17 protein-coding genes are annotated in these 21,058 nt (G+C 49.4%); 5 read left to right on the plus strand and 12 right to left on the minus strand.

The window, feature by feature from the left end; genetic code table 11:
* Positions 1-186 precede the first annotated feature (186 nt).
* On the plus strand, positions 187-801 hold the full coding sequence (locus tag PGL01S_RS14405; protein ID WP_244935594.1) for a TetR/AcrR family transcriptional regulator: 615 nt from the start codon (positions 187-189) through the stop codon (positions 799-801).
* Positions 802-837: 36 nt separating this feature from the next.
* Positions 838-3,225, plus strand: a complete 2,388-nt coding sequence (locus PGL01S_RS14410) for an MMPL family transporter (protein WP_127495315.1) — start codon at positions 838-840, stop codon at positions 3,223-3,225.
* Positions 3,226-3,268: 43 nt separating this feature from the next.
* Here PGL01S_RS14410 and PGL01S_RS14415 read toward each other — a convergent pair whose 3' ends face one another.
* The 3 genes from PGL01S_RS14415 to PGL01S_RS14425 form a co-directional block, all read right to left on the minus strand.
* A complete protein-coding gene (locus PGL01S_RS14415; RefSeq protein WP_127495316.1) occupies positions 3,269-3,835 on the minus strand; it encodes a hypothetical protein in 567 nt (188 codons plus the stop codon).
* A gap of 54 nt (positions 3,836-3,889) precedes the next feature.
* Positions 3,890-4,549 carry an SGNH/GDSL hydrolase family protein gene (locus PGL01S_RS14420; protein ID WP_127495317.1) on the minus strand — a complete coding sequence of 220 codons (660 nt, stop codon included), beginning with the start codon at positions 4,547-4,549 and terminating at the stop codon, positions 3,890-3,892.
* A 93-nt stretch (positions 4,550-4,642) separates the two neighbouring features.
* Positions 4,643-5,479, minus strand: a complete 837-nt coding sequence (locus tag PGL01S_RS14425; RefSeq protein WP_127495318.1) for an SPL family radical SAM protein — start codon at positions 5,477-5,479, stop codon at positions 4,643-4,645.
* Between the two features lie 161 nt (positions 5,480-5,640).
* On the opposite strand from PGL01S_RS14425, the gene PGL01S_RS14430 reads away from it, so the two are divergent.
* Both PGL01S_RS14430 and PGL01S_RS14435 read left to right on the plus strand, forming a co-directional pair.
* Positions 5,641-7,326 carry a ribonuclease J gene (locus tag PGL01S_RS14430; RefSeq protein ID WP_127495319.1) on the plus strand — a complete coding sequence of 562 codons (1,686 nt, stop codon included), beginning with the start codon at positions 5,641-5,643 and terminating at the stop codon, positions 7,324-7,326.
* A 66-nt stretch (positions 7,327-7,392) separates the two neighbouring features.
* On the plus strand, positions 7,393-7,575 hold the full coding sequence (locus PGL01S_RS14435; RefSeq protein ID WP_127495320.1) for a hypothetical protein: 183 nt from the start codon (positions 7,393-7,395) through the stop codon (positions 7,573-7,575).
* Positions 7,576-7,616: 41 nt separating this feature from the next.
* On the opposite strand, the gene PGL01S_RS14440 is transcribed toward PGL01S_RS14435, so the two are convergent.
* The 6 genes from PGL01S_RS14440 to PGL01S_RS14465 all read right to left on the minus strand — a co-directional run bounded on the left by PGL01S_RS14440 (position 7,617) and on the right by PGL01S_RS14465 (position 14,893).
* Positions 7,617-9,116 carry a PAS domain-containing sensor histidine kinase gene (locus tag PGL01S_RS14440; protein WP_127495321.1) on the minus strand — a complete coding sequence of 500 codons (1,500 nt, stop codon included), beginning with the start codon at positions 9,114-9,116 and terminating at the stop codon, positions 7,617-7,619.
* A gap of 138 nt (positions 9,117-9,254) precedes the next feature.
* Entirely contained in the window at positions 9,255-10,112 is an 858-nt protein-coding gene (locus tag PGL01S_RS14445; RefSeq protein ID WP_127495322.1) for a sugar phosphate isomerase/epimerase family protein, read from the minus strand.
* Between the two features lie 175 nt (positions 10,113-10,287).
* The gene (locus tag PGL01S_RS14450; protein ID WP_127495323.1) at positions 10,288-11,763 is read right to left on the minus strand and encodes a sulfatase; all 1,476 of its coding nucleotides are present in this window, start codon (positions 11,761-11,763) and stop codon (positions 10,288-10,290) included.
* Between the two features lie 7 nt (positions 11,764-11,770).
* Entirely contained in the window at positions 11,771-12,637 is an 867-nt protein-coding gene (locus tag PGL01S_RS14455) for a carbohydrate ABC transporter permease (RefSeq protein WP_127495324.1), read from the minus strand.
* A 9-nt stretch (positions 12,638-12,646) separates the two neighbouring features.
* A complete protein-coding gene (locus tag PGL01S_RS14460) occupies positions 12,647-13,519 on the minus strand; it encodes a carbohydrate ABC transporter permease (RefSeq protein ID WP_127495325.1) in 873 nt (290 codons plus the stop codon).
* Positions 13,520-13,588: 69 nt separating this feature from the next.
* Entirely contained in the window at positions 13,589-14,893 is a 1,305-nt protein-coding gene (locus PGL01S_RS14465; protein WP_127495326.1) for an ABC transporter substrate-binding protein, read from the minus strand.
* 214 nt (positions 14,894-15,107) lie between these two features.
* On the opposite strand from PGL01S_RS14465, the gene PGL01S_RS14470 reads away from it, so the two are divergent.
* Positions 15,108-16,034 carry an AraC family transcriptional regulator gene (locus PGL01S_RS14470; RefSeq protein WP_164775473.1) on the plus strand — a complete coding sequence of 309 codons (927 nt, stop codon included), beginning with the start codon at positions 15,108-15,110 and terminating at the stop codon, positions 16,032-16,034.
* A gap of 17 nt (positions 16,035-16,051) precedes the next feature.
* On the opposite strand, the gene PGL01S_RS14475 is transcribed toward PGL01S_RS14470, so the two are convergent.
* From PGL01S_RS14475 to PGL01S_RS14485, 3 genes are read right to left on the minus strand one after another with little or no spacing between them, the layout of a single operon-like run.
* Positions 16,052-17,665 (minus strand): response regulator transcription factor, encoded by a 1,614-nt coding sequence (locus PGL01S_RS14475; protein WP_164775474.1) that lies wholly within the window; start codon positions 17,663-17,665, stop codon positions 16,052-16,054.
* A gap of 2 nt (positions 17,666-17,667) precedes the next feature.
* Complete coding sequence (locus tag PGL01S_RS14480) at positions 17,668-19,377, minus strand: sensor histidine kinase (RefSeq protein WP_164775475.1); 1,710 nt, start codon at positions 19,375-19,377, stop codon at positions 17,668-17,670.
* Positions 19,378-19,412: 35 nt separating this feature from the next.
* Positions 19,413-20,933, minus strand: a complete 1,521-nt coding sequence (locus tag PGL01S_RS14485; RefSeq protein WP_127495330.1) for an ABC transporter substrate-binding protein — start codon at positions 20,931-20,933, stop codon at positions 19,413-19,415.
* Between the last annotated feature and the right edge of the window lie 125 nt (positions 20,934-21,058).

A 21,058-nucleotide genomic window follows, 5' to 3' on the forward strand; every position in this document is an offset into this window, starting at 1 on the left:
CCCGCGGGCGCGCCGAGCACCGGGCTGCGCTGTAGCAGGCTTTTTGCCTGCTGCAACAGCTTCCGCCACAAAACCGTCAAACTCTGCCCGTTGTGCATCATTGCCCATTGGGCAATAATATACTTATACAATTGTTGCCCATTGAGCAACGAACGAAGAGAGGTGAAGGCACGCGGCCGGTCTACGATGAACAAGCAAAGCTTGCGTGATGTCAAAAGAGAAGCAACGGCTAATGCGCTTGCGGAGGCGGCATTTGATCTCGCGATGGAACGCGGGATGGACAGTTTTGTAGTGGAGGATGTTGTGCAGCGCGCGGGATATTCGAGAAGAACGTTTGCGAATCATTTTTCCTGCAAGGAAGAAGCGGTTGTTATGGGGGCTTCCGCCTTCAACAACGTGGATGAGGTGCAGCAGCTCATCGAGAGATTGACGGAGAACTCCACTCCGCTTGAGGTTATGGAGCATCTGGTCCGGATGGAGCTTACCGCTGGCCTGTTCAAAAAAACGCGCGAGCTCGTAAAGCTGTCCAAACAGCACCCTACCCTGGAGCCTTACATTCTCAGCGCTCTTCATAGCCATCAAGGCATGGCCGAGCAATTGCTGCTCGATTTGTTCGAAGACAACTATGCTAAGGGCTACATTCAGCTGCTCGTTGGCGCTTCTTACGGCGCCGCGCTTCCGATGCTGTATGGCAGCGGCAACATCCTGTTCCCGGGTCAATCAGCGGAAGAGTCGCCGGACTCTATCCCGCTCGATCAATATTTAGATGACATGTTTAACTACTTGAAAAACGGTTTTTAGATTTTATTCCCTATATAAAAGGAGAACCACACTGTTATGTCGACTTTCCTGTACAAAATAGGCAAAACCGCTTATAACAAGCCTTGGCATTTTATCATTGCGTGGATCGCCATTCTTGGCGTTGTTGGCGCCCTAATCGGCATTAACGGCATTCACACCAGCTCCGAAATGAAGATCAAGGGCACGGAAGCGCAAAAGGTATTGGATCAGCTGGCAAAAGAACTGCCGGAAGCTTCGGGCGGGCAAGCAAGCGTTGTATTTACCGCGCCGAAAGGCGAACGGCTGGATACTCCCGATCGTATAGCAGCGATTACGAAAGCTATTACCGATGTGTACGGCATTGAATATGTCATTAATCCGGCTGAAGCAGCTGCCGCGGCAGGCGCAACGGCAACGGATGCGGCTCAATCCGGCAATGCGACTGCCGGCAGCGAGCAGCAAAACGCTTCGCAAAGCGCCACGCAGACCGATCCATCTCAAGCGGCTGCGGCTGCTCCATACGGTCCGTTGATTGTTGAAGGCAATCCGGTACCCGGCGTTATGATTTCAGCTGACGGCAACGTCGCTTTGTTCCAATTCCAATTCACCGTGCAGCAAATGTCCCTTCCGCAGGAAGTAATCGACTCTGTCGTGGATGACGTTACGGCTGTTGAACAAGCAAACCTGGGCATTAAAGCCCTGCCAAGCGATACGCTTGTAGGCAAACCGGCAATCGGAGCTACAGAAGGAATTGGTATCGTTGTTGCCGCGGTTGTTCTGTTTATTACGCTAGGCTCTGTTGTTGCGGCCGGTCTTCCGCTTGTAACCGCATTGCTGGGTGTAGGCATTAGCGTTGGGGGCGCTTATTCCCTCTCCAAATTTATTCCGATGACCGACATCACGCCGGCGCTTGCTATGATGGTTGGTCTAGCCGTCGGCATCGACTATTCCCTGTTTATCGTAAACCGCCAGCGCCGCATGATCCTGGATCAGGGCCTTAGCGCCCGCGAAGCGGCAAGCCGTGCGGTTGGTACGGCTGGCAGTGCGGTATTTTTCGCGGGGTTAACCGTTATTATCGCGTTATGCGGCATGGTTGTTATGAATATCGACTTCCTGACCGCTATGGCGCTTGTTGCTGCAGCAAGTGTCTTCATTAACGTCCTTGTAGCCTTGACTTTGCTTCCGGCATTGCTTGGTCTGGTTGGCGAACGGATCGTTTCCGAGAAAGCGCGGAAGAAAAACAACGAACAAGCGGGTGTTGCCCGTCAAGGTACGGCTCATCGCTGGGCAAGCGGAGTTGTACGACGCCGCTGGCTTGTGATTGTAGGCGTGATTGTTATTCTTGGAGCGGCATCCATTCCGGCAGCCAACATGAAATTAGGCATGCCATCCGGCGATACCGCAAATCTGGATACGCCAGCTAGACAAAGCTTTGACGCGATCTCGGCCGGTTTTGGCAAAGGCTTTAACTCGCCGCTTCTGCTCGTTGCCGAGCCTGCAAGCTCCTCCGACAAGGTTACGCCTGAACTTCTCGGCAAGCTTGTGCAGGATATCCAACAGCATGACGATGTTGCGGTTGTTACGCCAATGGGCATTAACAAGACCGGCGATATCGGGATTATCAGCGTTATTCCGAAATCGGGTCCTACGGACGACGAGACCAAAAAGCTCGTAAAAGAGCTACGCGATCAAGACTCCAGCATCTCGCAATCTAACAAAGTGACGCTTGGCGTTACCGGCTTCACCGCGATTAACATCGATATGTCGGCAAAGCTGGCTGAGGTATTCCCGCTCTATATCGGCATCATTCTAATCTTGTCGCTGATCATTCTGCTGCTCGTATTCCGGTCCATTATCGTTCCGGTGAAAGCAACTATCGGCTTCCTGCTTAGTATCCTCGCTACCTTCGGGATTACAACCGCAGTGTTCCAATGGGGCTGGCTGCATGATCTGTTCGGCTTTGATACCGGCGGCCCGCTTCTCAGCTTTATGCCGATTATGGTATCCGGCATCCTGTACGGCCTTGCGATGGACTATCAAGTCTTCCTTGTCAGTTCCATGCGGGAAGCTTATGTCCATGGACATAAAGGAACAACTAGCGTGGTTGATGGCTATAAGCAAGCAAGCCGCGTCGTTGTGGCGGCAGCCGTTATCATGGTATCCGTCTTCGCCGGGTTCATTCTGACCGAAGATATTATGCTGAAGCAAATCGGCTTTGCCCTCACCATCGGTATTCTTATTGACGCATTCTTCGTCCGCATGGCACTTGTTCCGGCTATTATGGCCGTGTTTGGCGACAAAGCATGGGGTATGCCGAAATGGCTGGACCGCATTCTTCCAAACCTGGACGTTGAAGGCGACAAGCTGATTGCAGAGCTTAACAAATCGTCGAATCCGAATGGCCATAAAGAATTAAAGAAGGCTAAACCAAGCCGGGCTCATTAGAACAAAATCAAGAAAGGACCACTGCCAGCAGTGGTCCTTTCTTTTATTTCACCGTAATCATCGTATAGACGCTTGTGTTGTAATGACTGTGAACGACCGATTCGTCCAACGAAAATAGACACACGGCCTCTATCAAATAGTTTCCCGGAGATAGAATTAGTTCCTTCTCGGAGTAAAACTCCCGCCAGAAACCCGCCTTTGGGTCATCGCTGCTATAGCCGCCGCTCTTCACGAAAGGATAGTCAACCGTCTTGCCCTTTATAAGCTTCGTTGACGTCAGCTCCGTCGTACTTACTCCCTGCATATCAAATTCCAATCCGTCCGTGATGCGGAATCCGACGACTGTATGTCCACCCCAGACGGTAAATGAATCGTCGTCTCCAACGTACGTCAGACTAGCGGAATACGGAATGGGCTCATTAGCAGCAAAGGACGTTTTCTCGATATTCAGCTTAAACTCGAACATGTCGTCCTTGTGCACAAGCTTTGGATGATTCATCCTCTCTTCTATGTCAGCGTCGATTTCCTTCTCCTGCGCCTTGCCCCCGCATGCGGTAAGCAGAAGGATGAACAGAAGTACAATACCCGCTCTAATAACGTTCTCCCCCATTCACCCTTTCCAAAACAGACGGGGAGCGTAAGCAAAAGGTTACATCATGCCGCCTTACAACCCGCGGTTGTAATCGTATTCAATCGCTTGCAGAAAAGCCCGGGCAAGCACGGCATGACCCGACATATTGGGATGAACCCGGTCCCAAGCGAGAGTTGCCGGATAAATATGTCCAAGCACCTTGTTAAACGCCGCCTGCGTATCCACGAAACGGGCATCATACTTGGATGCCAGCTTTTGGACAACCTGACCGTATTGATCCATCGTTCTGCGCATCGGATCCGCTTCGTTCGGCTCAAGATAGAATGGAGTCATTAACACAAGCCCTTGAAGCGTTGGTCTGGTGCGCTCCACCAGAGCCTCCAGCTTCTCTTCATATTCGTCTATGTAGACATGCTGCTCGGTCTGAGCGGGCAAATCATATTGCCTCCAAATATCGTTTGTGCCGATCATAATAGACAGCCAGTCCGGCTTCAGATCCAGCACATCCGTTTCCCAGCGGTCCGTTAAATCCCGAACGTTATTGCCGCTTGTTCCCATGTTCACCACGCGGATACCCAGCTCTGGATAAGCTGCGGTCAACAGCGCATCCACCAACGACACATACCCTTTCCCGATAGCGCCAAACAGCCCTTCTCCCCTAGGTCTAGCCCGTTCGCAATCCGTAATGGAGTCCCCGATCATGACCAGCTTCGAATTTTGCCCTAACAACATTCATATGGCCCCCTCTGCCGAACAATAAGATATTGAAGAATCTACCACATTCATCATACCAAAAAACCGAAAAAGGGCTACTGAAATTCATGCTTAATTAAGCGGAAATGCTTCGCTCTTCGACACATGGATCATCTCGCCTGGATAGAACGACCGAAAGTACGACTCGACTCTGGAATGAATATCGCTGCGGTACCAATCCGTCAGGTCATGGTCGTCAAACAGCTGAGGCATGCCTAAACGCTTGGACCTCTTCCCCATGGAACCATCTCCGATTGTTAGCGTATCGATCCAGATCCGGTCCGCTATTCCTTCCAGTGCCTTTGGGAAATCCGGCGTAAAAGGCAGCACCGGAGAGATTGCAGCTTGCGTCATTATCCCGGCGTCATGCACCTCTTTCAGAGCCTTCAGCCTCAGCTTGATGCCCGGCGCGTAGGGAGCAAATAACCGCTTCATATCCTCGCGGTCCGTCTCTACCGTCATCGATACTAGAACCTCGCATTTGTCCTTGAGCAACACGATAAGATCGAGGTCCTTCCTAATAAGCGGGCTGCGCGTCTGAATCTGAATCAGATCGGGAGGAGCCTCCAGCATTTCCTGCAAAATTCGCCTTGTAATCCCCGCTTCCCGCTCGATCGGCTGATAAGGATCCGTTGCAGAGGACATAAAGATATTGATCGGCTTATTTTTCCGGCGCAGCTTATTCACTTCGTTCCGGTAAATGTCCGCCGCATTGGTCTTAATGTCCACCCATTCTCCCCATGGGATCTGTTTGAACTTCTGGATCGGCATTTCTCTCACATAGCAATATTTGCAGGCAAACGAACACCCGCTATATGGATTAAGGGAATGGGTAAAGCCGATATCCAAGTAACCCTTTGCTTCGCTTAGAATACTCTTGGAGACGATATCTCTGATCTCGACAGCCATGGCAATCCCCTTTCTTCAACGGAGAACATAGGAACATATGTTCCTTCTTTTATCATAACTAAACTTCAGCTTTTAATCAATCTCTTCTGGAATAATGGCCTTTGGGAACGGGTAAACCAACCAAATGAAGAAATAACAAACATGGATAGGCGGAGGCACGCATGGCAGCAAATCAGAATCACAAATTATCGGTTATCCCTCTTGGCGGGGTTAATGAAATCGGAAAAAACATGTACGTCATCGAATGCGGCGAAGATCTGATCGTTGTAGACTGCGGATCTAAATTTCCGGATGAAAGCTTGCTTGGCATTGATGTGATTATTCCGGATATTACGTATCTCATCGAAAATGAGAACAAAGTCCGCGGCCTTGTCGTCACGCATGGTCATGAAGATCATATTGGCGGAATCCCCTATATTATTAAACAATTAAACATGCCTATTTATGCAACAAGGCTTACGCTTGGTCTAATCAAAGGGAAGCTGAAAGAACATGGTCTGCTGGGTTCAACAACCCTTCATCAGATTGAACCGCAGTCGGAGATTACCTTGGGAACGGTTCCCGTCAGCTTTTTCAGCACTAACCACAGTATTCCGGATTGCCTAGGCATCGTATTCCATACTCCCCAAGGAACGGTGGTCCATACCGGGGATTTCAAATTCGATCTTACTCCGGTCAATAACCAATACGCCGATATTCACAAGATGGCAGAGATCGGGAGAAACGGCGTATTAGCGCTGTTATCCGAAAGCACCAATGCGGAACGTCCGGGCTTTACCCCATCCGAGCGTCTGGTTGGGGCGAATATTCAGGAAGCTTTTTATAATGCGGACGGCATGATTTTTATCACAACATTCGCATCCAATGTCCATCGGCTTCAGCAAATTATTGACGCCTCGGTCAAAACTGACCGAAAAATCGCCCTGGCCGGCAGAAGCATGGTTAATGTGGTGGATATCGCCTCTACGTTGGGCTACCTTAATATGCCTTCCAATATGCTGGTGGACATTGCCGAAGTCAATAAATACAAACGAAATGAAATCACGGTGATGTGCACGGGCAGTCAAGGCGAGCCTATGGCCGCATTGGGGCGGATTGCCAGCGGCAATCATCGGCAGCTAGCCGTTCATCCGGGCGATACCGTTATTTTTGCCTCCTCCCCTATTCCGGGGAACGAGCGGAATGTTGCCCGAATCGTGGACAATCTGTTCGAGAGAAAAGCCAAGGTTATTTACGGCTCCGGATCAAGCACCGGCATGCATGTATCCGGACATGCCAGCCAGGAAGAGCTGAAGCTGATGCTTACGCTTATGAAGCCGCAATATTTTATTCCCATACACGGCGAATACCGGATGCTGCACTTGCATCGCGAATTAGCCGAATCCGTTGGGGTAAAAGCAAACAATATCTTTATCCTGAATAACGGCGATGTCGTGGACTTTGCAGGCTCGGAGGCTTTTCACGAAAGAAGCGTTACGAATGGAGATACCTACGTCGACGGGCTAGGGATCGGCGATGTAGGCAACGTGGTGCTGCGCGACCGCAAGGTGCTGTCTGCCGACGGCATTCTCATTATTGTGGTTACGATCGGGAAGAACGACAACAAGATTGTCTCCGGACCGGACATTATTTCCCGCGGTTTCGTATTCGTCAAGGAATCGGAAGGATTAATGGAGGAAGTACACCGGATCACACTTCAGGAAATGGAACAGCTGCTGGAGAAGGAGAACAAGCTCCATAAGCCTTGGAATCTCTACAAGCAAAGCTTGAAAGAGTCGGTCGGAAAATTCCTGTACGCCAAAACAAAACGCAGACCCATGATACTTCCGATCATTATTCTGGTTTAGCTGGATATACTATTCAGGCCGATTAATATACCGGTTGCACGACATAGAAGAAAGGTGGAGAAACCTATGACATCAAGCCGCGGCCATCAAGGCGCTCATGGAATCGGACAAGTAGAGAAGCAATTAAACCGTCAAGCGCAAGCTGCCGAACAAATGCAAGGCACCAGCGAGACCGACCAAGAGGTGCTTGCAGCTAGTCAGGAGCCTTCCTCCGTAATGGAAGAAATCATCGACACGCATAACGAGTAAAAAGGAATACTGGCAAAAAAGAGTATTTGATCTTTTCGCGATCAAATACTCTTTTCTTCATCCTGATCATTATCCATCTCCACGGGAAAAGTAACGGACACGACGGTCCCTGTTGAACTCGTCTCTATCGTCAGTTCCCCGCCCATTTCAATAATAATTTGCTTGGAGATAAACAGCCCTAAGCCATTGCCTGACTGTTTGGTCGTGAAAAACGGCGTAAACAGCTTATCCATCACGTCAGGCGGAATTCCCGGCCCCGAATCCTGAACGAACAAAGTGACGGTATGATCTGCTTCCCGCAGCCCAAGTACCAGCCTGCCTCCCGATTCCATCGCTTCAATGCTGTTCTTGCATAGATTCAAAATGACCTGCTTCAATAAAGCGACATTGGCTTTAATCGACCTGCCGGCAACAACCCCGTAAGTGTCCATCTGGATATTGTTCATATTCGTATCCACTTGGATGAGGGGAAGAATATCGTTTACCAGCTTCAACATATCGATCGTTTCCATGCTGCTCTCTTTGGGCTTGCGGAGCCATAACATTTCGCTGACCAGATCGTTAATGCGGGAAAGCTCCGTCTGGATGAGCTCGACATAGCGCTGCTCTTTCTCAATGCCATACCTTTTCAATGTTTCGCCTAACAGCTGAACAAATCCCCTTATGCCCGTCAGCGGATTTCTAATCTCATGCGCCACGCCAACAGCCAATTCGCCAAGCGCCGCATTCATCTCCGACAAGCGCAGCATCTTTTCAATGTTTTTCCGCTCGGAAATATCGACGGCCGTTGCAATAATTCCCGTTACGCGGCCCTGGTTGTAATAAGGGATTAAGGTCTTGTATAAGCTTCTTCCGTGCAGCTCGGTTTCGAAGCTGATCGTTTCCCCTTGGAGAATCCGGTCATAATATTGCCCCTCCGTCTTGTAGAGGAAAGGGAATATTTCCCTGACCGTTTTCCCATAGCTGTTAGCCGTCGTATAACCAAGCTCCTCCGCGATTCTCCCTTCGGCCAGGACGTAATAAAGCTCGCCGTCTTCCCTCTTCTTCATTTGAATCACAAAGCCGTTCACGGAACGAACCGTCTGCAGAAGCTCTTCTTTCATTTCATCGTATTTATTTTTCTCGATGGCTTTCACGATTGAGATGTCTCTGCCCGCGATCAGAATACACGGCTTCGCCAAGATGTTGATCAACTCCAAATTCAGGACGCAGGTCACGATATTATTCTGCCGGTCTCTGACCTCGATCTCTAAATCCTGGATCAATCCGCTCTCCTCCAAAGCGGACATGACATTGTCCCGCTCCACCGCGTTCGTCCAAATCCCCAGATCAAAAACATTAAGCTTAAGCAGCTCTTCGTCACTATAGCCCAGCCTTCGAACAACGGAATCGTTGGCGTAAATAAATTCGCCGTCATGGAAGGTCGTAATGCAGACGAATTCCGATCTCATGCTCAAAATCCGGTTTAATAAAAATTGCGTCAGCTCGCTATTTTGATTCACGAACAGTTCATGTTGGAAGTGATCTCTTAGCGACAGCATGGCATCCACCTACATTCCGTCTTTTTCTAGTAGTGATTATACACTCCTTATGTTAAATCGGAATAGCGGGAAACAAATTTACTGCTATATCGCGAACAAAAAGAGGAGCGTTAGTATCGCTCCTCTGTTAAGGCCTTATTAAAGAGATTGCCAGATCTTCTTCAATTGATTGAGTCCCTGCTGAACGCCGAAACGGCATGGCTCCAAGCCTTCGAACTCAACGGAAATATAGCCGTCATAGCCGGAGCTTTTCACAATGCCGAGCACCCGGCACATGTCGATATCGCCTTGGCCTACAATGGCTCCACGCAAATAATTGCCGCGTGCGGAGCGGAACCAGCCGTCTCCAAGGTCGCTTTCGGGATGACGCACATAGAAATCTTTAATATGTACCATAGCCGCATACTCGATATTATTGGAGACGCCAACAACCGGATTTTCGTCTACGCAAACGAAGTTGCCGACGTCCAGCGTTGTTTTGAAATTGTCCCGGTCCGTTGCATGCAGGAGTGCCTGGACACGATCGCTGGCTTGAAGGAAATAACCATGATTTTCAACCGTTGTCGTAATTCCCTTCGCAGCCGCGTAATCGGCGATCCGGCGGCAAGCCTCTGCGAGCTTGGGAAGCTCGTTGTTGAAATTTCGGATCGACGTATCCGGCGACGATGCCACGTCGTGGCGCATCAGACCAACGCCAAGCTTAGCCGCAATATCCACTTCCCGCATAACGCGCTCAATCTCTTGCTCGTATTCCGCTTCGCTTTTACCGGCGAAATTGGCTCCTATCAGATAGTTGGAGATAGCAATGCCCACCTCGTCCGCTTTACGGCGGATGTCATCAATTAATTCCGAATTCTCCGTCAAATTGAAGCCAAGCGGCACAATTTCAACATGCTCGCCGCCAATTTCGGCAATCGTGGCAATGACGTCAATAACGTCCATTTCCCCTGATTGAAGCGCTTGATAGTAGCTATAGGTGCTGATCCCAAATTTCATCGCTGAATCTTCCTCCCCATTATGGCTGACTCATTCATTCACGTTATAGCCAAGCTAGTTTACCTATCTATCAGAATAATACCATGGTTTGGATATTGCGGATATGGAGGATTGCAGCTCACGCCAAAAACCAACTGGCTTCATTTGGAAACCAGTTGGTTTTGATTCGTTACTTTTACGTATTCTCAAGACCTAGTCGTTCATATTGCTCGACTGGCGAATCGTTCTCTTTCATCAGCTGTGTCAGCAGCTTTACCATCCTTGCCTCAACCTCCGCATTCTCCAAAGGCTGGGTTTGCCGCGGATCCAGTTCGACATCGAATAACAAAGTACCGTATTCATGCAGATTTCCAAAAGTCTTTGCCGGAATGCGGAGCGTTTTGATGCCTTTCGTAAATGTAAATGGCTTGGCCAGCTCCAATTGCTGCAGCTCATTCGGATGGAACCGGCTGCGCATATGCGTAGGCATCAACGTGTAATCGTACAGCGGCGTATTGTCTTTGGACGCCGCCGCCTTCATATACACATAACGGCCGTCCGTCACGTTAACATGCCCGCCGTGGATGCCGAACAACGCTGCTTCGCGAACCGGCTCGTCTTTCTCAATCGTATAACGCAATGACTTCCCTTGCATATCCTTCGGCAGCTCCACTTGGAAGAAGTCGAGCAGCGTCGCCGGAAGGTCGATGGTCTGCACCAGGCTGTTTCTTCGCTCGCCCTTGACTCCTGTCCGCGGATCCCAGATAAAGAGCGGCGTATGCGCTACTTCATTGTAGAATGGCTGTACGCATTTGGCCCATTGCTCATGCTCGCCTAGCAGGAAACCGTGGTCCGTGTTTACGATCAGCAGCGTATCCCTCCACAGATCAAGGCGGTCCATCGTATCAAGAACTTTCCCCAAATAATGATCGCACATCGTCAGCAAGGCTGCATATTCGTAGCGCATATGCTCTACTTCTTCCGGTGATTCCGTAACCGGACCATACACGGGCCAATCGGCAAGCCGACCCTCATACTCATGCTCGTAGAGCATCTTGAATTCCTCCGGACTGTAGAAAGGCTCATGCGGGTCAAACGTCTCAAGCTGGAGAAACCAGTTATCTTCCTCATGATTGGTCTCGATAAACTCCAGCCCCCCGGCAAACGTCAACGCCTGCGGAAATTGACCGGCGTCTACAATATATTTGCGGTTAATCCGATCCTGACGGTACATTTTGCGGGCAATGGGATGAAGGTTGTTCAGATTGACGCCTTCCGGATTACGAACCTCTCCCTTCCATGGATCTCCTTCTTGGCCTCTGATCAGCTCGAATGACTGATAACGCGGATGATAGGTCCCGCCTCCGTCCTCCCAATAATGCTGATGGTCGGTAATTAAATGGGTATATACGCCCGCTTCACCCAATCGTTCGATTGCGGAATCGTCAAAGGGCTCGAGCGGTCCCCAGCTGCGATGCAGGAAATTATATCTTCCCGTATGCAGCTCGCGGCGGGCCGGCATGCAGGGCATGCTCCCGACGTAGCTTTTGTCGAACACAACGGTCCGTTCCGCCAATCGCTTGAAATTTGGGGTGCGAATCCAATCCGGCCCGCCATATGCAGATAACATATGCCGGTTTAACGTGTCAAACATGACCATAATGGCTTTCATCTATTCCTCATCCTTTCACACTGGACGCCATAACGCTGCGAATGAACTGCTTCTGGAACACGAAGAACATCACGATAATCGGAAGCGATACGAGCAGGGACGCTGCCATGAGCAGGTTGTATTGAACTCCATGCTCGCCCCGGAACACTTGCAGGCCAAGCTGAAGCGTCCGCATCGACTCGCTGTTCGTGTAAATTAACGGATGAAAGAAATCATTCCATACGCTAACGAACTTGAAGATGCCAAGCGTCGCAACCAGCGGCCCGCTCTGCGGCAAATAGATCGTAAAGAATAAACGCAGATAGCCCGCTCCGTCAATAAAAGCCGCCTCGTCAAGCGCCTTCGGAAACTGCAAATAAAACTGACGTGCCATAAAGATACCAAATGCCCCTGCCAACTCGGGTATGATCAGAGCATAATAGCTATCCAGCCAGCCGTTGCCTCCCGAGCCAAGAAAGTTATTCCCTCCAAATAGCGGAATCGACTTCATAATCAGAAACTGCGGGATAATGACAACCTGTGCAGGCACCATCATCCCCGCCAGCATGGCCAGGAAGATAGGCTGATTGCCTTTAAAGGAAATACGTGCGAAAGTAAAGCCCGAAAGCGAGTTAATCAGCAGACTTCCGATTACGACAACAATCGTGACGATTGCGGTATTTTTGAAATAAGTAGGCCAATCCCCCTTCTGCAAAGCTTTCGCATAATTGTCCAGATGCCAGGTTTCCGGCAAGAGACTCATGGCTCCAAGCGAAAATTCGGCATCTCCCTTCATGGAGGTGAAGAAAGCTATCAGAAGCGGTAAGACCGTTATCGCGGAGATCAAGACAAGGACGAAATACGCCATGCCTTGTTCTGTTTTTGTCAGTTTCATTGTTCACCTCTATTCGGCCGACGCATTCCGGCTGCCCACGGCGTATTGAATAACCGTCACAACAAAGGTTGCAGCGAGGAGGAATACGGCCATGGCCGACGCATAGCCCATTTTATACTCCTGGAAGCTGGCCCCTACGATTTGGGTAACGACGGTCGTACTGGAATTGGCCGGACCGCCTCCCGTCAGCACGAAGACAAGATCGAATACCTGGAAAGAACGAATCGTAGCGGTAATAAACAGGAACAGCGTCATCGGCTTAAGCAGCGGTATTGTAATATGCCAGAACTTGCGCAAGCCGGACGCCCCGTCGAGACTTGCGGCTTCATATAAGCTTTCCGAGATACTCTGAATACCGGAGAGAAAAATAATCATGGCGTAACCGATGCCAACCCAAATCCCAATGAGAATAACGGAGCTTAGCGAAGTCTTCGGGTCCTGCAGCCAGTTGCGGCCTTCCAAACCGATTAACTTAAGGAAGCCGTTAATAGGTCCTTGGCGCGGATCAAACAACCACAACCAGGTCATCGCGACCGCTACGGATGAAATAACCCCAGGCAAGTACAAGAATGCCCGAAACAGGGCGAGCCCCCGAAGCCTCAAGGCCAGCAAGTTAGCCAGGATAAGCCCGATAACCATGCTTGGAATAACTGTACCGATCCAATACAACGCCGTATTTTTCACAGCCCGATGAAAGATTTCGTCTCCCCACAGACGTTCAAAGTTTTTGAAGCCTACCCATTCCGGAGCATTCAGCATCGTATAGTCCGTAAAGCTTAAATAGAGCACCCAAACGATCGGCAGCAAAATAAACAATACGAACAAAACGACGCTTGGGAATATAAGCATATACGGAATGAAGCGGTTTAACCCCTTGTTCATTAGTCGTGCCTCCCGGACAGGGAAAGCAGCCCGTTATGACTTTCAGGGCCGCTCTCCTCTTAATCTCCCTTACTTGGCGCTCTCGATCTCCTCTCTTGCCAGATCCGCGTTCGCCTTCAAAGCTTCTTCAACAGGACGGATCCCGTTATAGGCTTCCTCCAGCGCGAGGCGCAAATATTTCACGTTAATTGCCCAATTTCCGGAGGCACCATAGCCTTTCGCGTCGTTTAAAGCCTCAAATGCCGCAGCGTACGCCGGGCCTAGCTTCACATAGTCGTCCTTCAACGATTGAAGCGGCGGAATAGCGCCGGTCTTTGTCGTAAACTCCAGTACATTGTCATCCTCGAAGAAGAATTTGATAAACTCCCAGGCTGCTTCCGGATGCTTCGTCTTCTGGGCGGCAGTCAGGAATGTGCCAAGCATCAGGGCTGTTCGTTCCCCTTCGGGACCTGCCGGCGGCAGTGCCCATCCGATGTTCTCTTCCCCAACCGTTTTCCGGAGCTCCGCAATGCCTTGCGCGGAGGTGAAGGATATGGCGGCTTGGCTGTTTTGGAACGGAGTGCCGTTTATCTGCTGCTGGTTCGATGGAATAATGGCGCCGGATTTATATAAATCAACCATCTTTTGCACCAGCTCTATCGATTTTGGCGAATCAAACGTAGGGTTACCATCCGCATCGTAGAAGTCTTCGCCGAGCAAGAACAGCAGCGATAAATACGATTGTTCTCCGTTTGATGTCTGAATATCAATGCCCGCGCGTTCCGTTGTACCCCCATTTACGACCTTAAGCTTTTCTGCAAAATCGAATATCTCGTCAAATGTCTTAGGTGGAGTCTCGGGATCAAGACCGGCTTCCTTGAAGAAATCTTTGCGCCACGCAAGCGGCCGGATTTCCGGAAGAAGCAGGCCGTACTGACCGCTCTTATATTGTCCCGCCTCAAGAATATCAGGGAAGAAATCTTTCTCGCCCGCCCACTGATCCTTTTGAATGTATGGCGTTAAATCCAGGTATTTACCTTGATTTACCGTCGAGATGAGCTGACCAAAGCCTAAGCCATGAACGTCTGGCTGCAGACCTCCCGAATAAGCGACCGTCAATTTCTGAAAATAATCCGCCCAAGGGATAAACGTAGGCTCCACATGGATATCGGTATGGGCTTGTTCGAACTTCGTAATGACGTCCTTAACCGCCCCTGTCAAAATTTCGTCCGTTCCCGGATACCAGAATTTCAAGGTTACCTTCTCTGACTTTTCCGTACCGTTCGAAGAAGCATTAGCGCTGCTGGCACTGCTCTCCGAATTCCCCGACGAACATGCCGATAAGATAGCTGCCGTTGAGAGCACTACCGCAAGACCAAGCGTAACTTTTTTCATATAGGCTTCCCCCTGCCAATAGATAATGTTGAGACAAGCAGCGCGCCATCCGGTTTTCCGGTCTGAAATGCAAGTTCACTATTCCTGCTGGATTACTTGTATTTATGCTTATCAATGTTTAGTATTATAGCATCTAGCCCTTTTCGAGTATTTATCAGAAATGAAGATTAATGTTTCAAAAATACAGATTTTTATAGTTAAGGGGGATTGGGAAATGAACAACTTTATGGAATTCAGCAATCAAAGCTCGCTTGATCATGTCAACATCAACATCCGCTGGCTGAAGGAATGGCGATTAACGGATGTCCATCATCGCCATTTGTTTATTTTTCCATACACCGCCTTTTGGCTCGTCCTGTCCGGCACGGCAACCATTGAGCTGAACCATGTCCCTTACAAGGTGAAGGCCGGCGATATCGTATCGATCCCCTCGAAATCGGCGCAGTCCTGGAAGGAGGTTGGTCAAGATGAGCCTTTTTGCTACCTGTCTCTTGCCTGCGAAGCTACGATTGGCGTCATTGATTTAATCCGGTCCTACAGCTTCCCCCCTATCGTCTCCGATATCCCGCAGGAGGAGATTAATCGGCTCATCGCCGAATGGAGATGCCTCGCGGACGAGTACAACGATTTCATCCAGCTCTTCGACGATAAGGATGTGAAATCCATGGAGAAAGGAAGCGGGTCCTATCCGGTGTTCAAGCTGAATACGGATCAGACGATTCGCCATCTCCGGATTCGCGCCAAGGGTACGTTATGGGTGCAATTGCTATGCCAGACGCTCCGGTCCCGCCTGCCCGACGAACCTGTCGCCTTCGATAACCGGGTATTTGAGGTATGCGATTACGTGGAGAAGAGGCTGCATGAACCTCCTACCCTGGACGAGATGGCCGATTTTGTATCGCTTAGCAAGGAGCAGCTCCGTACTCTCTTTCAAGCCGCTTACGGCATTTCCCCCGTAAAATACGTCCGTCACGTTCGGCTGCAGCGGGCAAGAGACTTGCTTATGCTAACCTCCTATCCCTTGAAGGAGATTGCCAGAATGATCGGTTTCCAGGACCAGCATCACTTCTCGCGGGCATTTCAGCAAGCCGAGAATATATCTCCCCAGGCGTATAGAAAAAGGATTGCTTCGAGGGAGTAAAAGCTTTAGCCCACTTTTCATAAACCGTTCTTAAACTCTTGCGGCGTCATCCCGTATTGGGTCTTAAACAGCTTAATGAAATACTGCGGCTTCTGGTAGCCGACCTCATGGGCGATTTGGCTTATCTTTAAGTCCTTGTGCTTCAACAATTGCACCGCTTTCTCCATTCGCAGCCGAAGCACGTAGTTCGAGAAATTTTCCTTTGTCTCCTGTTTAAACAGGTTGGATACATAGACGGGATGCAGATTGACATGATCGGCCACCGTTTGAAGAGTTATATCCTTTATATTTTCTTGTATGAACCGGCGGATTCGCTCCATCAGGTCAGACCGTATGTTGTCCGAACGGCTGTCGCTATAAGCTTTGATTTGAACATAGCTGCCGAAAGCCCATTCCTTTAACGGCTCCACGCTCCAGCCGGCATCAATCTTCAGCATCTTATCGATTTCTCTTCCGAACACTTCGTAAATTCGTTTGCCCTTCTTGTGCAAATAATAAGAATAGGTTTGCAGCAAGGTAACGTAGATTTGCAGCCCGTATTCGCGCGCTCCGCCGCCCGCGCCTTCAAGCTCTTCGAATATCCGGTTAAGCTTGCTCTCGAATCCGTTCCACTGCTCCAAATCGATCAATTCCATAAACGTTTGGGAACGATAAAGCTCCGCAAGCGGCTGGATTTCGAAAACCTCTTTCTTTTGCTTCGCGTCAAAAAAGCTTTCGGTCTGGTAGCCGATATAATCGGTGTAGATCGATAATGCGGAATGGTACATGGGCAAAATGTCGTTCGGGAACCCGCCCCAGCCGCTAAGCACAACGGAAACCTTCGACTTCAAATAAAGCTTGATCTGATGCTGGGAGAGCCTCGCCAAGTCTTCTATTATCGCAGAGTGGTCTCTGCCTGATTGCACAGACGGATTAGGCTGAACCAGAAAAATCAAATAATCATGCGAATCCTTGCAATACGCCACATGATATTTGTCCGCAAAAACCTCTTCCACAATATTAAACATGGCATATTCGATCAACGAAAGACTATAGAGATCCGTATTCGAATAGTCTTCCTCTACTCTCATGCACAAGAGAATGGCTTCCTTCTCGGCGGAAAAAGGAAGTCCGTACAATTGAAGCTTGTCCTGCAAAGCCGATAACGGGTAGCTTTTGCCGGATAACAATTCGAACAGGAACATTTCTCTTAATTTTGGCAGGCTTTCGCGGAACCGGTAAGCGAATTTCTGCTGATTGAGCAGCTCGTTTCCTTCTTCCGTAATCCGATCGATAATGGTGCGCAGCGTCTGCTCCAATTCCTCATTCGATACCGGTTTTAATAGATAGTCGCATACCTGCTGCTGAATCGCTTCCCTCGCATATTGAAATTCATCATAGCCGGTTATAATAACCGCCTTCGTATTTTTCCATTTCTCATTGATTCGGGCAATCAATTCAAGTCCGGTCATCCCGTTCATATGAATATCCGTTACCACGATATCGACGGAGCGGTAATTCAGCAGCTCCAGGGCTTCTTCGCCTGAATAGGCTTTGTAGACATTGGAAATCCCCATTTGCTCCCACGGAAGTCCAATGGCCAAGCTGTCCACCAAATGCGTATGATCGTCCACAATCAAAATTTCGTACATGCTTACACACCTTCCTTGCCGCTCCAGCTTAGTTGCACGCATAGTCCGCCTAACTCCGATTTGCTGAGATGTACGCCCGAATCGCTGCCGTACATTAACCGCAGGCGTTGGTGAACGTTTTTCAGACCGGATTCGATTTCCTCGCTGCTCGAATGAATCTTCTTGCGCATCGCTTCAATCGTTTCGTAATCGCCCCCGGTGCCATTGTCCTCCACCGCTACATGGTTCATTCCTTCTTCGCTCCAGCATCTAATGCGGATCATGCCGAATTCGGATTGGTTATTGAACGAATGCAGGATGACATTCTCTACAAGCGGCTGTACGATTAACCGCGGAACTTCGAGCTCCGCAAGCTGCGGCTCAATCTCGATCTGATATTCGAAGTCATCCCTCAGCATGCAATGAATTTCCAGATAGAAATGGATCAAGTCCAGCTCCTCTTGCAGCTTCACCATTTTGCTTCCCGTCTTGGTCGTATACCGGTAATACTTGCTTAAGTTCATGGTCATCGAGATAGCGGCTTTATTTTCCTTGAGCTCTATCATGCTTTTGATATAAGCAAGCGTGTTGTACAAAAAATGCGGATTGATCTGCGACTGCAGCTGCTTCAGCGTTGCATCCTTGGACCTGAGCTGTTCCTTGTACACATCCACGATCAGCTCCTCGATCTTGGAGGCCATGGAGTTAAATCTGTCGTACAGAAACCGGTATTCCCCCTTGGGCTTATCCGTCATCCTTACGGAATAAATCCCTTTCTCGATCAGATTCATGTTCCGCATCATCTTCCGAAACGGAATTTGAATGTTGCGGTACATCACGAACGCCAGATAAGCCCCCATGAACAGAAGCATGCCGCTTATGAGGTAAAACATGGTCTGGTTCCGGCTGATCGGCGCCATAATATGGCTGATCGGTACATAGTCGACGAGATACCAGCCAAGCGATTCCAGCTTCTGATAATGAACCTGATACTTCGTTTTGTCGGATCGAAGAAGCATGTACCCGCTTTCCGTTGAGGGATCGATCTCCTTAAGCCGGGGAAGAAATTCGTCGATTTGTTTTACGTTAACCGAATAATTATAGATAGGGTCCGCTCCGGGATGGTACAGGAACGGATCGCCCGAGCCATTCGCTTTGAATTCCGACAAGGCGCTTCGAAGCGCGGATACGCCGAATTTAAGCACAACCCGCATACGCGCCTCGCCCGTCTCCGCCGAGTTCTCGGGATAAGACAAGATTTCCATGAAATAATCCTCGTTAGAATCGGAATAGTACTGCCAAAAGGTATCCTGCAGGGGAAACTCCTTCGGAAGCGCATTCAAGCTGGAGTTGCTTTTGATGACGATACCGGTCTTGGGATAGAGAACCGCGATGACGGCTTTCCAATCGCCGTAACCGGCAAGCCGGTTAATTTCTTCCGAGACGGTTCGATTAACTCTGTATTTGCCCAGCACATCGTCCAATAAATCGGGATACGCTAAATTTCGCACGTCCGTGCTTTCGTACAGCATTTTCTTATACGTATCCAGCCGGAAGAACAATTGGTCGAGCTGATTGGCGAACGTTTCGATCTGATACCGCTTCACCTTTATAATTTCATCGGTCAACACATCCGTGCTTGTTCGGTTCGACACCGCAAACAGGAGCAGGATCGGGATAAGTAAAATCAACAACGTAGCGATCAATTTGGTAAATATGTTGAATCTGCTCATGACTGATCGTCCTCTCAGCTTCTTGCTCATGGCATTTAATGCTGGCGTTGAAATTCGGAGAACTGCTTTTTCAATTCGGCAAAAACAATATCAAAGCCCGCTTTCTTGAGAGCTGCGAGGGCATCGTCATAATATTGGTCGTAACTGGCTATCCCGAAGTTGATAGGCTCGAATTTTTCTTTATAGACCGCCATCACTTGCGCGATCTCGTTCTTAACGGGAGCTTCGTTGAAGTGGAAGCCGGATAGCTTGGAGATGCGCGAATTCTCGTCGTTCGCAAGCATATCCTCGATCACGTCATCCTCTACGTTAGCCGGAGCGATAAAATAATCCTTGTTCCGCCACATCCATTCGTACATCAGCTGATCATTGGTCAATTGCTTGATTTTACCGTTATCCAGCACATAATCCTTTCCTTCAACCCCGTAAATAATAAAGTTGTAATTTTCTTTGCTTTGCAAAATCCAATTCATAAACATCATCGCGCGTTCCGGATTTTTCGACGCGGAAGTAATCATAAATGCTTCATTGCTTGGCGTCGTAATATACTTGGGCTTCTCTTTCGCCAGATAGTACTCGCGGAGCCTCGCTTCCGGATCGGCATTCCGCGCCGTTTGCAGATTTTCCATCGCCCGGGAAACAGCGCCCACGCGGAAAAGAAGCTTGCCCGCATTCTCCTGATCGATCTTCGCAGCCGGATTCCCCACGAGGTTCATGTCGATAATCCCCTTGTTCACCCAGGACTCGCGTAAATGAGCTACTTTCTTGTACAGATCGGACTCCACGTAGCTGAGCAGCTCTCCCGAATCCTCGTCCACCATAAACAGCATTCTCTCGTCCAAGGAAGAATAGTTCCTGTCCGTCAACTCTCGCCATAACAATTCATGCCCGCGGTCGGTTTCCAAATAACCGTAATAGCTCGGATCTATCGCGTGCATGCGTTGATAGAATTGTTCCAGATCCGCTATCGTCTCAACGTCCGTCATGCCGACCTTCTCCAGCAAGTCCTGACGGACCATGACGGAGGAGAATTTCCCGGCCGATGTAAAGGCTTGGGAGGGTATCGCCCAAAGCTTCCCGTCGATCCAGTTCTGCTTGAAATTATCCTCGGGTATATGTTTAACAAGATCCTGCCCGTATTGGCCTAGAAGCTCGTCTAACGGCTGAATATAGCCTTTGCTGTAATAAACGGAGACGAACGGCGCGCCATACCAGAACAAGTCGTAATCTTCTCCGGTGGATAGGGCCAGCTCCAATTTTTGCTGGTAATTGGACCATGGAATATAAGTCAATTCCAAGTTCATGTTCAAATCTTTCTTGAGCCGGTCGTTCAGTTCATTCTCGACAAAATCGCCCATGCGAGACGACTGGTCTCCGGGCATAATCACCTTCAGCGTGACAAAGGATTCCGGTACGTCTTTTCCCTCGTTATCCGCTGTATCGGAATGAAGGGGTCCTGGCGATTGGGAGGAGCCCGGGTTAATATAATGGCTGAACAAGGCGAATAAAAGAGTTAAGAAAAGTATCGCAACGGTACCGATCACAGCACGCTTCATCTTTGTAAGGCTTCCCCTTCACCATAGAGTCTCGAGTCTCAATGCTAGTCTACACTAATTCCAATAACGTGAATATGCCGTCATAGAACGGGAGCACATGGGCGCTAACGCCATGTGCTCCCGTA

Origin of the sequence: Paenibacillus glycanilyticus NBRC 16618, assembly GCF_004000805.1 — a bacterium.
In the GTDB taxonomy this organism is placed as follows: Bacteria; Bacillota; Bacilli; order Paenibacillales; family Paenibacillaceae; genus Pristimantibacillus; species Pristimantibacillus glycanilyticus.

Coding starts and splice junctions, on each gene's coding strand:
- PGL01S_RS14455 (WP_127495324.1), bottom strand. CDS start 12,637: ATGAAACTGACAAAAACAGAACAAGGCATGGCGTATTTCGTCCTTGTC.
- PGL01S_RS14420 (WP_127495317.1), bottom strand. CDS start 4,549: ATGTTGTTAGGGCAAAATTCGAAGCTGGTCATGATCGGGGACTCCATT.
- PGL01S_RS14475 (WP_164775474.1), bottom strand. CDS start 17,665: ATGTACGAAATTTTGATTGTGGACGATCATACGCATTTGGTGGACAGC.
- PGL01S_RS14440 (WP_127495321.1), bottom strand. CDS start 9,116: ATGCTGTCGCTAAGAGATCACTTCCAACATGAACTGTTCGTGAATCAA.
- PGL01S_RS14410 (WP_127495315.1), top strand. CDS start 838: ATGTCGACTTTCCTGTACAAAATAGGCAAAACCGCTTATAACAAGCCT.
- PGL01S_RS14405 (WP_244935594.1), top strand. CDS start 187: ATGAACAAGCAAAGCTTGCGTGATGTCAAAAGAGAAGCAACGGCTAAT.
- PGL01S_RS14445 (WP_127495322.1), bottom strand. CDS start 10,112: ATGAAATTTGGGATCAGCACCTATAGCTACTATCAAGCGCTTCAATCA.
- PGL01S_RS14450 (WP_127495323.1), bottom strand. CDS start 11,763: ATGAAAGCCATTATGGTCATGTTTGACACGTTAAACCGGCATATGTTA.
- PGL01S_RS14425 (WP_127495318.1), bottom strand. CDS start 5,479: ATGGCTGTCGAGATCAGAGATATCGTCTCCAAGAGTATTCTAAGCGAA.
- PGL01S_RS14435 (WP_127495320.1), top strand. CDS start 7,393: ATGACATCAAGCCGCGGCCATCAAGGCGCTCATGGAATCGGACAAGTA.
- PGL01S_RS14480 (WP_164775475.1), bottom strand. CDS start 19,377: ATGAGCAGATTCAACATATTTACCAAATTGATCGCTACGTTGTTGATT.
- PGL01S_RS14415 (WP_127495316.1), bottom strand. CDS start 3,835: ATGGGGGAGAACGTTATTAGAGCGGGTATTGTACTTCTGTTCATCCTT.
- PGL01S_RS14465 (WP_127495326.1), bottom strand. CDS start 14,893: ATGAAAAAAGTTACGCTTGGTCTTGCGGTAGTGCTCTCAACGGCAGCT.
- PGL01S_RS14470 (WP_164775473.1), top strand. CDS start 15,108: ATGAACAACTTTATGGAATTCAGCAATCAAAGCTCGCTTGATCATGTC.
- PGL01S_RS14430 (WP_127495319.1), top strand. CDS start 5,641: ATGGCAGCAAATCAGAATCACAAATTATCGGTTATCCCTCTTGGCGGG.
- PGL01S_RS14485 (WP_127495330.1), bottom strand. CDS start 20,933: ATGAAGCGTGCTGTGATCGGTACCGTTGCGATACTTTTCTTAACTCTT.
- PGL01S_RS14460 (WP_127495325.1), bottom strand. CDS start 13,519: ATGAACAAGGGGTTAAACCGCTTCATTCCGTATATGCTTATATTCCCA.